The following is a 13,614-nucleotide window of genomic DNA, read 5'->3' as shown; positions in this document are numbered from 1 at the left end:
AGGGTGAATTCGCGCCGCTCGATGGCGCGGCGCAGGTCGGATTCGAACTGCAGCCTGTCGGTGCCGACAGTGCGGAAAGCCGGACGGAACGGCTCGATTCTGTCGCCGCCGAAGCGCTTGGCCTGATGCATGGCAAGCTCGGCATCCTTGACCATGTCCTCGGCCGACATCTGTGGCGAATTCCAGGTGATCAATCCGATCGAGGCGGTCAGCACGATCTCGCGCTTGGCAAAGGTGATCGGATTGTTGATGGCATGCTTGATGGCATCCGCCACGGCGGCGATGCGGGCCGGGTCCTGTTCGGACAACAGCATCAGCGCGAACTGGTCGCCGGCAAAGCGCGACAGCGAGTCCTTCGGCTTGAGCAGCCGGTGCAGGCGGCGCGCGATGGTCAAGAGGATGGTGTCGCCGGCCGAGATGCCGAGCCCGTCGTTGACCTGCTTGAAACGGTCGATGTCGATGACGAAGACGGTCGGGCGCACCTTCTCTTCGGTGCGCGCGATCGAGATGATCGCTTCCAGCCGGTTCATCAAAAGTTCGCGGTTCGGCAGGCCGGTCAGGTTGTCGTGCACGGCATCGTGCAGCAGCCTTTCCTCGGACTTTTTCTGCTCCGTCACGTCGACCATGGTGCCAACGCAGCGGATGACTTCGCCGTCGGATCCGATGACCGGGCGCGCACGCAGCGAGAACCAGTGATAGTGGCCGTCAGCGCCGCGCAGGCGGAAGTTCTGCGACACCCGGCCGCGCCGGTGCTCGAGCACGACGTCGAGCGTCGTGCGGAACGTGTCGCGGTCGTCGGCATGCAGCACCGGCAGCCAGTTACGCGCCGCACCGCCGAGGCTGTTCGGCGCCAGCCCGAGTTGGATGCTGACATCGGGCTTGGTGACGACGCGGTCGCGCAGCACGTCCCAGTCCCACACCGTGTCGCCCGATCCGGCCACGGCAAGCGCCTGCCGCTCCAGGTCGGAGAACAGGCCCTGATGCAGCGCGCCGCCGGCAAAGGCATGCTGCATGACGGTGAAGCCGATCAGCAGGATGATCAGGATCAGCCCGCCGCCCAGGGCCGGCTGGGCGATGTCGTTGTCGAGCATGCCGGTGATCGCCATCCACGACCCGCACAGCCACAACAGCACCATGACCCAACTGGGCACCAGCATGATCGCACGATCATAACCACGAATCCCGAGGAAGATGATCAGGCCAAGCCCCGTCAGTGCGGTGGCGGCGAAGGACAGCCTGGCGATGCCGGCGGCGACCGCGGGATCGACGATCGCAACGCCGGCGATCAGCACCAGCCCGAGGATCCAGACCAGTGCGCCATAACTGAAATGGCCGTGCCATCGGTTGAGGTTGAGATAGGCGAACAGGAACACCACGAAGGTTCCCGCCAGCGCCACCTCCGTTCCCGCCCGCCACATCTGCTCATTGCCGGGCGAGATCTCGATGACCTTGTTGAGGAAGCCGAAATCGACGCAGATATAGGCCAGTACCGCCCAGGCAAGCGCGGCGGTCGCGGGGAACATCGAGGTCCCCTTGACCACGAAAAGGATGGTCAGGAACAGCGCCAGCAGGCCCGCAATGCCGATGACGATGCCGCGAAACAGCGTGTAGGAATTGACCGAGTCCTTGTAGGATTCGGGATCCCAGAGGTAGACCTGCGGCAGCTTCGGCGAGGCCAGTTCGGCGATGAAGGTGATCACCGTGCCGGGGTTCAGCGTCACCCGGAAAACGTCGGCGTCGGGACTGGTCTGGCGGTCGAGCGCGAAGCCTTCGCTGGGCGTGATGGCAGCGATGCGGGTCGAGCCCAGATCCGGCCAGAAGATGCCGGAATTCACCAGGCGGAAATGCGGTGCGACGATCAGCCGGTCGAGCTGCTGGTCGGTGGTGTTGGCGAGCGCGAAGACAGCCCAGTCGCCGGTCGAACGGGCATCATTGGCCTCGACCTCGATGCGCCGCACGATGCCGTCCGGACCCGGCGCGGTCGACACCTGGAAATTCTCGCCCTGGTTGCGGTAGATCTCGACGGCGCCGGAAAGGTCGAGCGCGACGTCGTCGCGGGCGATCTTGATCGGCTCGACGGCGAAGGCCGACGATGCCGCCCACAGCGTCAGGAGTATCGCGAGGACAATGGCGAACAGCGGCCCGTTGCGCAGGAATTTCGTCAAAAATCAGTCCTTCGTTCCAACGCCCGGCGGATCGTCCGCGATCCGGGCGTAGAGGTAGTGGTCCTGCCAGATGCCGTTGATCCTGAGATAGGATCGCAGCAGTCCTTCGCGCCGAAATCCGGCTTTTTCAAGCACGCGGATCGACCTGATATTGTCGGGAATACAGGCCGCTTCGATCCGGTGCAACCTCAGCGTATCGAAGGCGAAGCGGGTCACCACCTTGACCGCGTCGGTCATCAGGCCGCGGCCGCCGAAGCGCTCGCCGATCCAGTAGCCGACATGGCCGCTTTGCGAGACGCCATGGCGTATGTTGCCGAGCGTGATGCCGCCGGCAAGCTTGCCGCTGCTCCTCTCGAAGATAAAGAAGGCGATAGCGGTTCCCTGAGCATAATCCTCGCGGTAGCGGCTGATGCGCAGCCGCCATGCGTTGCGGTCGAGTTCATCGGGAGTCCAGCGTGGCTCCCATGGTTCGAGGAAAGCGCGGCTTTCCCCGCGCACCGCCGCCCACTCGCGATAGTCGTTGGTGAACGGCACGCGCAGCGTGACACGGTCGCCTTTCAGTGCCGGCAGGTCACGGCGAAAGAAAGGGAGCGCGAACATGGCGCTTTGAGGGGCTTAGACGGCGAGCTTGCGGGCCGCGGTCTGCGTGCCCGCGAGCGATTCGAGAATCGCCTCGTAGGGCGCCAGTGTGCCCACAGGCCCGACAGCGGTAAGCGTCGGCTTGGTCGAGAACAAACGCGACGATAGATCGGTCAGCCGCTCGATCGTCAGCGCCGACAGCCGTTCCATCAGTTCCTCCTTGGCGATCGGCCGGCCGAACAGAAGCAGTTGCCGTGCGATCTGCGAAGCGCGGCTGGCCGGGCTTTCGGCTGACATGATCAGTCCGGCGCGATATTGGGCGCGCGCCCGGTCGAGTTCTTCCTGCAGGATCTTCTCACCGGCCTTCTGCAGTTCGTCGATGATGACAGGCACCAGTTCGGCGATGTCGCTCTGGCCGGTCGCTGCATGGACGCCGAAGACGCCGGTGTCGGAAAAGCCCCAATGGAAGGCATAGACCGAGTAACACAGGCCGCGCTTCTCGCGGACCTCCTGGAACAGGCGCGACGACATGCCGCCGCCGAGGATCATCGACAGCACCTGCGAGGCGTAGAAGTCGCGCACATGATAGGCCCGGCCTTCGAACCCCAGCACGATCTGCGCGTCCATCAGGTCGCGGTCCTCGCGAAAATCGCCGCCGACATATTGCGCATATTGCGGGATGGTGCTGTCGGCCTTGCTGCGGAAGCCGCCGAGCTGCTTTTCGACCTCGCGCACGAAATTGTCATGCTTGATGTCGCCGGCGGCGACAATCACCATGCGCTCGGCGCCATATTGCCGCTCTATGAAGTCGTGAAGTTGTTTCGAGGTGAAGGACTTGACCGTTTCGGGCGTGCCGAGAATGGAGCGCCCAATCGTCTGATGGCGATAGGCGGTTTCCGTGAAACGGTCGAAGACGATGTCGTCGGGCGTGTCGTGCGCGGCGCCGATCTCCTGCAGGATCACATGCTGTTCGCGTTCGAGTTCCTGCGGGTCGAATTCGGACTCCTGCAGGATGTCGGCAAGAATGTCGACGGCTAGCGGCACGTCGTCGGAGAGCACCCTGGCATAGTAGGAGGTGGTCTCGACGCTGGTGGCGGCGTTGATTTCGCCGCCGACGTCCTCGATCTCCGAGGCGATTTCGAAGGCGCTCCGCCTTTTCGTGCCCTTGAACGCCATGTGCTCGAGCAGATGGGCCATGCCATGCTCGTCGTCACGTTCATTGCGGGCACCCGACTTCACCCAGGCACCAAGGGCAACCGATTCGATGCTTTGAAGGGTTTCGGTGGCGACTGTCAGGCCGTTCGACAGACGGCTTACCTCAACACCCATATGGCTACTACTCCCTAACGCGCCGCCCGCGCGCGGCGGCCGACGTAATCTTCCACCATTTTCAGGTCGGATGGAAGTACCGTGTATTTTTCCTCCGATGTCATCAACCCACCTAGCCATGCGGGCAGTGCGGGCGACACGCCGCTGGCGGCTTCGACGGCGGCCGGGAATTTTGCCGGGTGTGCTGTACCCAGCACCACCATCGGCACGGCGCCTGACGCCTTGCCTGCGGCGACATGCACGGCTGCCGCAGTGTGCGGATCGAGCAGATAGTTGCTGGTCGCGAGCGTCGAGCGGATGGTGGCGGCGACCTCGTCCATATCAGCGCGGCCGGCGTCGAATTCGGACCGCATCCCGGCGATTTGGTGGGGTTCGATGGTGAAAGCACCGGACTGCTTCAGGCCGTCCATGTAGCGCCGCACGGTCGCGGCGTCACGGCCGGAGGCCTCGAACAGCAAGCGTTCGAAATTCGACGACACCTGGATATCCATCGACGGCGACGTGGTCGCAAAGACGCCCTTGGTGCGGTATTCGCCGGTCGAAAAAGTGCGCGCCAGGATGTCGTTGTCATTGGTGGCAATGACCAGCCGATCGATCGGCAAGCCCATCTTCTTGGCGGCATAGCCGGCAAAGATATCGCCGAAATTGCCGGTCGGCACGGTGAAGGAAACCGGCCTGTCCGGCGCGCCGAGCGACAGCGCCGAGGAGAAATAATAGACGATCTGGGCCATGATGCGGGCCCAATTGATCGAATTGACGCCCGAAAGCGCCACCCGGTCGCGAAAGCCGTGATCGTTGAACATGTCCTTGAGCAGGCCCTGGCAATCGTCGAAATTGCCTTCGATCGCCAGCGCATGGACATTTGCAGCCGTCGACGTCGTCATTTGCCGCTGCTGCACCGGCGAGACGCGGCCATGCGGGAAAAGGATGAAGATGTCGGTCCGGCTGCGACCGGCAAAGGCATCGATGGCAGCCCCGCCGGTATCGCCCGAGGTGGCGCCGACGATGGTGGCGTGCTGGTCGCGTTCGGCAAGCACATGGTCCATCAGCCGGGCCAGAAGCTGCATCGCCACGTCCTTGAAGGCGAGCGTCGGCCCGTGGAAGAGTTCCAGGACGAAGGTGTTGGGGCCGGTCTGCACCAGCGGGCAGACAGCCTCGTGGCGGAAGGTGGCATAGGCTTCGCGGACCAGCCGCTCGAAGACGGGCGCCGGGATTTCGCCGCCAAGGAACGGCGACAGCACGCGGATGGCAAGGTCGGGATAGGCAAGGTCGCGCATGGCGCGGATCTCGGCGGCGGAAAACTGTGGCCACTCGCGCGGCACGTAGAGCCCGCCGTCGCGCGCCAGCCCAGCCAGCACGGCGTCGGAAAATCCAAGAACGGGGGCTTCCCCGCGGGTACTCACATAGTGCATGTCACAATTCCGTTACTGCCTGGCTTTTTCCGTCCACCGCAAGGTGGTTAATTCTGCACTGGCTCAGTCGCATTTTTGCCGCGCGGTTGATATACGTCACCAGCTTTGCGAGAGGGAAGTGCAGTTTCATGGCGTTTCGTACATTCAGTGGTCGCTTTTTGGCGGGTCTTGCGCTCACCGGCTTTATGCTTGCCGCCGCCGGCTGCCAATCGGGCGACAATGGCATCCTGAACCTCGGCATCGGCAAGAAGGAGGACCCGACGGCGCCACCGCCGCCGCAGGATCCCAAGATCCTGGCCAGCCAGTTGCAGGCCTATTGTCCCAGGGTGACCGTGCGCGACGGCACGGCCTTCTTCAACACCTATTCCAGGGAAGCTCAGAAGCCCAAGCCCAGGATCAAGAAGACCGGCGATGCCGCGCAGGATGCCGCGGCCCAGGCCGAGGCTGACGCCGCTGCTGCAACGCCGCCCGACGATTCGGCCAATATCATCTACCAGGCGTCGGTCAGCGACGTGACACGCGACTGCAGCCGTGCCAACGGCCAGTTGGCGATGAAGATTGCGGTCGCCGGCAAGATTGTCCCCGGACCGAAGTTTTCTCCAGGCACGATCACCATGCCGATCCGAACGGCGGTGATGCACGGCACCCAGGTCCTCTATTCGCAGCTCCACCAGTATCAGGTCCAGGTCACCGATCCTTCCGTTGCCACGCAGTTCGTCTTCACCGATTCCAATGTCGTCGTGCCCGAGCCGACGGCCCAGGATTATCAGGCCTTTGCCGGCTATGACGAAACCGCGCATCAGGCAACGGCCAACAAGTCGAAGAAGACCCGCCGCAAGAGGGCTGCCGCGACGAACTAGGTCTCGGCAGTTGCATGAGGCGTGCGTCGCGGCGCACGCTTCTCAGGCGTCCGACCACTCCGACAGCGCGGCGATCACGCTTTTCAACTCTGCCCAGCGGCGGATCACCGTTTCGGCGCCGGCCTCGGTGAGCGCGTCGGCATGGCCGGGATAACTGTGTCCCGCGCCGGTGAAGCCGATCACCCGCATGCCCGCCGCCCTTGCGCCGTGGACGCCGTGCACGGAATCCTCGATGACGAAAGTGTTCGCCGGGTTGGCGTTGAGTTTCTCCGCCGCGAACAGGAACACGTCCGGCGCCGGTTTCGTTTTCGCGGTCGGTGTTTCCATCGCCGAAAAAATCCGGTCGGTGAAAAACGGCAGAAGATGCACCTTTTCCAGCATGAATTCGATCCTCTCGGAGCGTGAATTCGAGCAGACGCAGCGCGGCACGGTTACCGCGGCAACGGCCTCGCGCGCGCCATCGATGGCGCGGACGTCACTGCGCAGTTTGCGGTCGACCAATTGTTCCTCCCTGTCGATCAGAGAGGCTTGGAAGGGAATGCGGGACTTTTCCTCGACCCGCAGCATGATGTCCTTGAAGGTCAGGCCGGCATAGCTCTCCGAAATCTCCTCAGCCGATATCTCGTATCCGGCCAAGGTCAAAAGCTCGGCGTCGACGCGGGCGGCGATGATCTCGGAATCGACGAGCACGCCGTCGCAATCGAAGATGACAAGGTCTGGCTGGGGCATGGTGATCCGGACAATGGGAGGGCGAAGTGGCCTCGGAAGGCTCAGGCGGCGCGGCATACACCAACAGGGCCGCCTTCGCAAATTCGCCACACCAGTCCCTTGCCTTCACGGAATATTTACGCTGATCGGTAACCATAACCAGGAGTAAACAGTAACGCGTGCCTTGGGTGTCAGAATGTCTGCCGTGCGTCTTCTCGACGAGCTTTCCCACGCTCCCCAGCAATCCGAATGGCTGGACACGATCCTCAAGGGCGACTGCGTCGCCGCGCTAGACCGGCTGCCCGAAAAATCGATCGACGTCATCTTCGCCGATCCGCCCTACAATCTGCAGCTCGACGGCGACCTGCACCGCCCTGATCAGTCGAAGGTCGACGCCGTTGACGACGATTGGGACCAGTTCGAGAGTTTCGAGGCCTATGATGCTTTCACGCGTGCCTGGCTGCTGGCGGCGCGCCGGGTGCTGAAGCCCAACGGCACCATCTGGGTCATCGGCTCCTATCACAACATCTTCCGTGTCGGCGCCAAGATGCAGGATCTCGGCTTCTGGATCCTAAACGACGTCGTCTGGCGCAAGACCAACCCAATGCCGAATTTCCGCGGCCGCCGCTTCCAGAACGCGCATGAGACGATGATCTGGGCCACGCGCGACCAGAAGGGCAAGGGTTACACCTTCAACTACGAAGCCATGAAGGCGTCCAACGACGATATCCAGATGCGCTCCGACTGGCTGTTTCCGATCTGCACCGGCGGCGAGCGGCTGAAGAACGACAATGGCGACAAGCTGCACCCGACGCAGAAGCCGGAAGCGCTGCTTGCCCGCATCATGATGGCCTCGACCAAACCGGGCGACATCGTGCTCGATCCGTTCTTCGGCTCCGGCACCACCGGCGCGGTGGCCAAGCGCCTCGGCCGCCATTTCGTCGGCATCGAGCGCGAGCAGGCCTACATCGACGCCGCCAACGAGCGCATCGACGCGGTGCGGCCGCTGGATGGTGCCGATCTCACCGTTCTCACGGGCAAGCGCGCCGAGCCGCGCGTTGCCTTCGTCAGCCTGATCGACACCGGCCTGATGATGCCGGGTGCGACGCTCTACGATGCCAAGAAGCGCTGGGCGGCCAAGGTGCGGGCCGACGGCACGGTGGCGATCGGCGACAGCGCCGGTTCGATCCACAAGGTCGGCGCCGAAGTGCAGGGGCTGGATGCCTGCAACGGCTGGACCTTCTGGCATTATGAGCGCAGCGGTGGCCTGACCCCGATCGACGAGCTTCGCCGCATCGCGCGGCTCGGCATGGAGCGGGCAGGGGCCTGAGCCCCTGCCAATTGCTTCGAATGCCTTTGATTCAAAGGCTCAACGGATCGCGCGAAGCGATTCAAATCAGGCCTTGATTCCGAGACGTTCAAGGTCTGCTTGAAGCGTCCTTGCGTCGGTGAACAGCACCGATTGCCAGCCTGCCGCCTTGGCGCCGTCGACATTCTTCTGGCTGTCATCGATGAACAGCGTCGCGGCCGGTTCGAGGCCGAATGCGGCGACGTGGTGATCGTAGATGGCTCGGTCGGGCTTGATCTGGCGAATATCGGCCGACACCGTCACGCCGCGCGGACGATTGAGGAAATCGAAGCGCTCGCGGGCCTCGGCCAGCGTGTCGCTGGCGAAATTGGTCAGCATGGTCACGTCGTGGCCGCTCTCGATCAGACCGACCATGATGGCGACGCTGTCCTCATAGGCATGCGGCACCATCTCGTGCCAGTGGCGGCGGAAACCGCGGATGTTTTCCGCGTGATCGGGATGGTCCGCGATCAGCAGCGCCTCGGCCTCTTCCCAGGTCCGGCCGCGATCCTGCTCGATGTTCCAATCATGCGTGCAGACATTGTCGAAAAACCACTTTCTCTCTTCGGCATCCGGAATGAGGCGGCTGAACGGAATGTTGGGATCGTAGTGGATCAGCACGCGGCCGATATCGAAAACGATGTGGCGTATTTCAGTCATGGGGCCTCTTTGCACTGTGTGGCGACGGCTTTTTCGTCGCGCCGGGTATCGCAGCCTCGATTGCCTTTTTCATGACAGTCGGCAGCGCCTCGCCGGAAATCTCGTGAGCGAGCGACCAGAAATGCCCGTCTGGCGCATCACCTTTGATGTGAGCGTGAAAGACTTCGAGTTCGAGAGCGAAATGCGTGAAGACATGCGCAATGCGGCCCGCATGCCGCCAGTCGGCGGGAAACGGCGCGGCCGCTTGCGTGGTTGCCCCATCGATCCGCGCGGTCCAGCCTGTCGTCGGCACCTCGGTCATGCCGCCGAGCAAGCCCTTCTCGGCCCGTTTGCGCAGAAGGATGGCGCCGTCGGCCCGTACGGCGACAAAGGCCGCGCCGTGCCGCTGCGGCTTGTCGGCCTTGGGCAGGCGCACCGGGAAGTGCTCGGGATCGCCTGAAACGACCGCGTCGCAGTCTTCGCGCAGCGGGCACAGCATGCAGCGTGGCCGGCGTGGCGTACAGATGGTGGCGCCGAGATCCATCATCGCCTGGGCGAAGTCGCCAGGCCTTATCCCGGGCACCATGCGCTCGACATGGGCGCGGATCTCGGGCTTGGCTTCGCTGAGCGGGGTTGTGATCGAAAACAGCCGGGAGATGACACGTTCGACATTGCCGTCGACAACCGCGGCGGGGCGGTCGAAGGCAATCGCCGTGATGGCCGCCGACGTATAGGCGCCGATGCCGGGCAATTCTCTCAAACCAGTCTCCGTGTCGGGAAACCGGCCGCCACGCGCAGCCACAAGATCGGCACAGGCCTTGAGATTGCGGGCGCGGGAGTAGTAGCCGAGCCCGGCCCAGGCCTTCATCACGTCCTCCGCTGGCGTCGCGGCCAGCGCCTCGACATCGGGCCATTTCTCGACGAAAATCCGGAAATAGGCCTTCACTGCTTCGACGGTGGTCTGCTGCAGCATGACCTCGGAGAGCCAGATGCGGTAGGGATCAGGCCGCACGCCGCGTGCATGCTCACGGGGCGTGATGCGCCACGGCAATTCACGGTGATGCACATCATACCAGCCGAGCAGGCGGGATGCGATATCGTCGCTGACACCGGATGCAGCTGTGCTGCTATCTCCAGATGCAGCTATGCTGCTATCTGCGGATGTGGCTTTGCCACTATCCCAGGATGCGGTCTTGCGGGTCTGGTCTGCTGGTGCCATTGATCTTGTATTGGCCTGGCCGGTATCTGCTGGGTCGTCGCTGGAGGACGTACATGGCAGGGAGAACGCCCTACGGCAATCCCGTCCCGGTCAGCGATCTCGCGACCAGGATCCTCGATCCGGTGCTGCGCAAGCGGGCCGGCATTTCGATCGGCCTCGTCCAGTCATGGGACGAGATCGCCGGCCCACGGCTGGCCAGCCACTCGCGCCCCGAAAAAATCCAGTGGCCGCGCCGTATGCATGAGGACGATCCGTTCGAGCCGGCCGTGCTGGTCATTGCCTGCGAAGGCATGGCGGCACTTCATCTGCAGCACGAGACGGGCGAGATCATCAACCGGGTCAACGCCTTCCTCGGCTTCACCGCCATCAACCGCATCAGGATCCTGCAGAAGCCGGTGACAGCCGACAAAGGAAAGCGCAGACCGGCCCTGAGACCGCTGACCGCGGCTGAGAAGACGAAATTGTCGGGGACTGTCGGCCTGGTCGATAATGAAGGACTGCGCGCCTCGCTGGAGAAACTTGGCGCGACCATTATTGGGGAGAGAAAATCATAGGCGTCTTGAAGAAAGTCATGGATTCGTCGTCTATATCTCGCATTCGTGATCGCCCTTGTCAGGTTTCGCGATTGGATTGGGGATCGAGATGCCTTAATTCGCGCCAACTCTCGCCTTTTCGTGTCTTTGCATTGCAAAATCCAACCCTTGTCAGGTGATTCGTATGAACCGTCCCCCGTTTGGCCAAAGCTTGTCTCGCAGAAACGTCCTGTCTTCGCTGGCCGCCATTCCGGCGGTGGCCCTGCTCGCGGCCTGCAGCGACTCTGGCGAGGAGGCGAAGGCTGCGAATGTGAAGCCCGCTGAGCCGGCCGCTCCCGCAAAGCCGGCCACGCCGGCCGCCGCCACCGCGCCGGAAGCCCAGGGCACCGTGGACATGACGGAACTGATGAAGCCGGGCGCGCTGCCCGACAAGCAGCTTGGCAAGGACGACGCCAAGGTCACCATCGTCGAATACGCCTCGATGACCTGCCCGCATTGCGCGCATTTCGCCGAGACCACCTTTCCGGACCTGAAGACCAAGTACATCGACACCGGCAAGGTTCGCTACATCCTGCGCGAATTCCCGTTCGACCCGAGCGCCGAAGCCGGTTTTATGCTGGCGCGCTGCGCCAAGGATAACTATTACCCCATGGTCGACGTCCTGTTCCGGCAGCAGGCGAACTGGGTTGGCGTCCAGAATACCAAGGATGCGCTGCTGCAAATCTCGAAGCTCGCCGGTTTTACACAGGAGTCCTTCGAGGCCTGCTTGACGGACCAGAAACTTCTGGACGATGTGAGATCGGTCCAGAAGCGCGGCGCCAATGAATTCAAGGTCGACTCGACACCGACCTTCTTCATCAACGGTAAGACCTACAAGGGGGCGATGTCGATTGAGGAAATGTCGGCCATCATCGACCCTCTGCTCTGACGTCCAGTCAGCCCTGAGGCGGCGGCGCTTCGGCGTGCGCGGCTTCTCGTTGTGCTGCGAATTCCTTTCGCAAAACCACGGAAATCCGCTTAGCGGGCGGCGCGAATGAAGTTTTCGCGCCTTCGCCTCCTTGGTTTCAAATCTTTCGTCGAGCCTGGCGAGTTCGTCATCGAACGCGGCCTGACCGGCATTGTCGGGCCCAATGGCTGCGGCAAGTCGAACCTTGTCGAGGCGTTGCGCTGGGTGATGGGCGAAAGCTCCTACAAGAATATGCGCGCGTCCGGCATGGACGACGTCATCTTCTCCGGCTCGGGCACGCGTCCGGCGCGCAACACCGCCGAAGTGACGCTCTTCCTCGACAACAGCGACCGCTCGGCGCCCGCTGCCTTCAACGATGCCGACGAACTGCAGGTGTCGCGCCGCATCGAGCGCGAGGCCGGTTCGCTTTACCGTATCAACGGCAAGGAGGCCCGCGCCAAGGACGTGCAGCTTCTGTTCGCCGACCAGTCGACCGGTGCGCGTTCGCCGTCGATGGTCGGCCAGGGCCGCATCGGCGAACTGATCCAGGCCAAGCCCCAGGCACGCCGCGCCCTGCTCGAAGAGGCGGCAGGCATTTCCGGCCTGCACACCCGCCGCCACGAGGCAGAACTGCGGCTGAAGGCGGCCGAACAGAACCTGGAACGGCTGGACGACGTCGTCGGCGAGCTGGAAAGCCAGATCGAAAGCCTGAAGCGCCAGGCGCGCCAGGCGTCCCGCTTCAAGAACCTGTCGGCCGATATCCGCAAGGCAGAAGCGACGCTGTTGCATCTGCGCTGGACGCTGGCCAAAACCCAGGAAGGCGAGGCGCGATCGGCGCTGGCGGTTGCCACGGCACTGGTCGGCGACCGCGCCGCGGCCCAGATGGCCGCCGCCAGGGAGCAAGGCATAGGCGCCCATCGGCTGCCGGACCTGCGCGACGCGGAAGCCGCCGCCGCCGCTGCCTTCCAGCGCCTCTCGATCGCCAAGTCGCAGATCGAAGAGGAAGCCGGCCGCATCCGCGCCCGTCAGAGCGAACTCGAGCGCCGGCTGCAGCAGCTCGACGGCGATATCGCGCGTGAGGAGCGCATGGTCCGCGACAACGCGGACATTCTCGAGCGCCTGCGCGCCGAAGAGGCGGCACTCAATTCGGAAAATGCTGGTGCCGCCGAGCGCGAGGCCACCACCCGCGCGGCTTTCGAACAAGCGGCATCTACGCTTTCACAAAGCGAAGCCAAACTCGCCGCGCTGACTGCCGAGCGGGCCGAGGCTGCCGCCTCGCGCAACCAGATCGAACGGACGCTGCGCGATACCGCCGAGCGCCGCGACCGCTTCGCGCGTCAGCTTGCCGATGTCGACCGGGAATTGTCGGAGATACTCTCCAAGGTCGCTGGCCTGCCCGATCCGGCCGAGAAGCGGGTGCTGGTCGAACAGGCCATGGCGCTGCTGGAGGAGGCCGAGGCTGCCGTGTCCGAGGCCGAGCAGTCGGTCATCGATGCCCGCGCTGCCGAAAGCGCTGCCCGGCCACCGCTTCAGGATGCCAGGGCCGAGCTGGCAAGGATCGAAACCGAAGCGCGCACGCTGGCAAAAATCCTCAATGCCGCCAGCGGCGATCTCTTCCCGGCCGTGCTGGAGCAGATCAGCGTCGATCGCGGTTTCGAAACGGCGCTGGGTGCAGCCCTTGGCGAAGACCTCGACGTGCCGCTCGACCGCAGCGCGCCGGTGCATTGGGGCGAAGGCGCGATCCAACCCGGCGACGCGGCTCTGCCGGAAGGCGTGAAGAGCCTGGCCAGCGTGGTCCACGCGCCGGCACAGCTCGCCCGCCGCCTGGCGCAGATCGGTATCGTCGATGCCGCCGGCGATGGCCGCCGGTTGCAGC

Annotated in this window: 13 protein-coding genes; 5 read left to right on the top strand and 8 right to left on the bottom strand. The window is 63.7% G+C overall.

Going from position 1 to position 13,614, the window contains the following annotated elements:
* From EN969_RS03100 to EN969_RS36585, 5 genes are all read right to left on the bottom strand, one after another.
* Positions 1–2,165 (bottom strand): diguanylate cyclase (locus EN969_RS03100; protein WP_127418985.1); only part of this gene is annotated, 2,165 nt, incomplete at its 3' end.
* A gap of 3 nt (positions 2,166–2,168) precedes the next feature.
* Complete coding sequence (locus tag EN969_RS03095; RefSeq protein WP_013532763.1) at positions 2,169–2,765, bottom strand: GNAT family protein; 597 nt, start codon at positions 2,763–2,765, stop codon at positions 2,169–2,171.
* Positions 2,766–2,780: 15 nt separating this feature from the next.
* Entirely contained in the window at positions 2,781–4,073 is a 1,293-nt protein-coding gene (locus tag EN969_RS03090) for a pitrilysin family protein (RefSeq protein WP_013532762.1), read from the bottom strand.
* 14 nt (positions 4,074–4,087) lie between these two features.
* Positions 4,088–5,485, bottom strand: a complete 1,398-nt coding sequence (gene thrC, locus EN969_RS03085; RefSeq protein ID WP_013532761.1) for a threonine synthase — start codon at positions 5,483–5,485, stop codon at positions 4,088–4,090.
* A 1-nt stretch (position 5,486) separates the two neighbouring features.
* A complete protein-coding gene (locus tag EN969_RS36585) occupies positions 5,487–5,615 on the bottom strand; it encodes a hypothetical protein (protein WP_263499029.1) in 129 nt (42 codons plus the stop codon).
* Between EN969_RS36585 and EN969_RS03080 the strand changes: the two genes are divergently transcribed.
* The gene (locus EN969_RS03080; RefSeq protein ID WP_013532760.1) at positions 5,614–6,345 is read left to right on the top strand and encodes a hypothetical protein; all 732 of its coding nucleotides are present in this window, start codon (positions 5,614–5,616) and stop codon (positions 6,343–6,345) included. The two genes, EN969_RS36585 and EN969_RS03080, sit on opposite strands and share 2 nt — an antisense overlap.
* Positions 6,346–6,387: 42 nt before the next feature.
* Here the strand turns inward: EN969_RS03080 and EN969_RS03075 are convergent, their stop codons facing one another.
* A complete protein-coding gene (locus EN969_RS03075; RefSeq protein WP_013532759.1) occupies positions 6,388–7,074 on the bottom strand; it encodes an HAD family phosphatase in 687 nt (228 codons plus the stop codon).
* Between the two features lie 175 nt (positions 7,075–7,249).
* Between EN969_RS03075 and EN969_RS03070 the strand changes: the two genes are divergently transcribed.
* Positions 7,250–8,383 (top strand): site-specific DNA-methyltransferase, encoded by a 1,134-nt coding sequence (locus EN969_RS03070; protein WP_013532758.1) that lies wholly within the window; start codon positions 7,250–7,252, stop codon positions 8,381–8,383.
* A 66-nt stretch (positions 8,384–8,449) separates the two neighbouring features.
* Here the strand turns inward: EN969_RS03070 and EN969_RS03065 are convergent, their stop codons facing one another.
* Positions 8,450–9,061, bottom strand: a complete 612-nt coding sequence (locus EN969_RS03065; protein ID WP_013532757.1) for an HAD family phosphatase — start codon at positions 9,059–9,061, stop codon at positions 8,450–8,452.
* Positions 9,054–10,259, bottom strand: a complete 1,206-nt coding sequence (mutY, locus tag EN969_RS03060) for an A/G-specific adenine glycosylase (protein ID WP_013532756.1) — start codon at positions 10,257–10,259, stop codon at positions 9,054–9,056. Before mutY ends, EN969_RS03065 begins: the two co-directional genes overlap by 8 nt.
* Before the next feature lie 53 nt (positions 10,260–10,312).
* On the opposite strand from mutY, the gene EN969_RS03055 reads away from it, so the two are divergent.
* From EN969_RS03055 to EN969_RS03045, 3 genes are all read left to right on the top strand, one after another.
* Positions 10,313–10,813 carry a DUF721 domain-containing protein gene (locus EN969_RS03055; RefSeq protein ID WP_013532755.1) on the top strand — a complete coding sequence of 167 codons (501 nt, stop codon included), beginning with the start codon at positions 10,313–10,315 and terminating at the stop codon, positions 10,811–10,813.
* Between the two features lie 163 nt (positions 10,814–10,976).
* A complete protein-coding gene (locus EN969_RS03050) occupies positions 10,977–11,720 on the top strand; it encodes a DsbA family protein (protein WP_013532754.1) in 744 nt (247 codons plus the stop codon).
* 105 nt (positions 11,721–11,825) lie between these two features.
* Positions 11,826–13,614, top strand: a 1,789-nt coding sequence (locus tag EN969_RS03045) for an AAA family ATPase (protein WP_164758136.1), incomplete at its 3' end; no start/stop codon positions are given.

It is taken from the genome of Mesorhizobium sp. M7A.F.Ca.CA.003.01.2.1 (genome assembly GCF_003998945.1).
Classification (GTDB): Bacteria; Pseudomonadota; Alphaproteobacteria; order Rhizobiales; family Rhizobiaceae; genus Mesorhizobium; species Mesorhizobium ciceri.
The sequence above is the reverse complement of the archived record's forward strand: the minus strand, read 5'-3'. Positions and strand labels throughout refer to the sequence as shown.

Excerpts from the sequence above, each read along its gene's own strand:
- EN969_RS36585 (WP_263499029.1), bottom strand. The coding sequence starts at position 5,615 with ATGAAACTGCACTTCCCTCTCGCAAAGCTGGTGACGTATATCAACCGC.
- thrC (WP_013532761.1), bottom strand. The coding sequence starts at position 5,485 with ATGCACTATGTGAGTACCCGCGGGGAAGCCCCCGTTCTTGGATTTTCC.
- mutY (WP_013532756.1), bottom strand. The coding sequence starts at position 10,259 with ATGGCACCAGCAGACCAGACCCGCAAGACCGCATCCTGGGATAGTGGC.
- EN969_RS03055 (WP_013532755.1), top strand. The coding sequence starts at position 10,313 with ATGGCAGGGAGAACGCCCTACGGCAATCCCGTCCCGGTCAGCGATCTC.
- EN969_RS03070 (WP_013532758.1), top strand. The coding sequence starts at position 7,250 with ATGTCTGCCGTGCGTCTTCTCGACGAGCTTTCCCACGCTCCCCAGCAA.
- EN969_RS03075 (WP_013532759.1), bottom strand. The coding sequence starts at position 7,074 with ATGCCCCAGCCAGACCTTGTCATCTTCGATTGCGACGGCGTGCTCGTC.
- EN969_RS03065 (WP_013532757.1), bottom strand. The coding sequence starts at position 9,061 with ATGACTGAAATACGCCACATCGTTTTCGATATCGGCCGCGTGCTGATC.
- EN969_RS03095 (WP_013532763.1), bottom strand. The coding sequence starts at position 2,765 with ATGTTCGCGCTCCCTTTCTTTCGCCGTGACCTGCCGGCACTGAAAGGC.
- EN969_RS03080 (WP_013532760.1), top strand. The coding sequence starts at position 5,614 with ATGGCGTTTCGTACATTCAGTGGTCGCTTTTTGGCGGGTCTTGCGCTC.
- EN969_RS03090 (WP_013532762.1), bottom strand. The coding sequence starts at position 4,073 with ATGGGTGTTGAGGTAAGCCGTCTGTCGAACGGCCTGACAGTCGCCACC.
- EN969_RS03050 (WP_013532754.1), top strand. The coding sequence starts at position 10,977 with ATGAACCGTCCCCCGTTTGGCCAAAGCTTGTCTCGCAGAAACGTCCTG.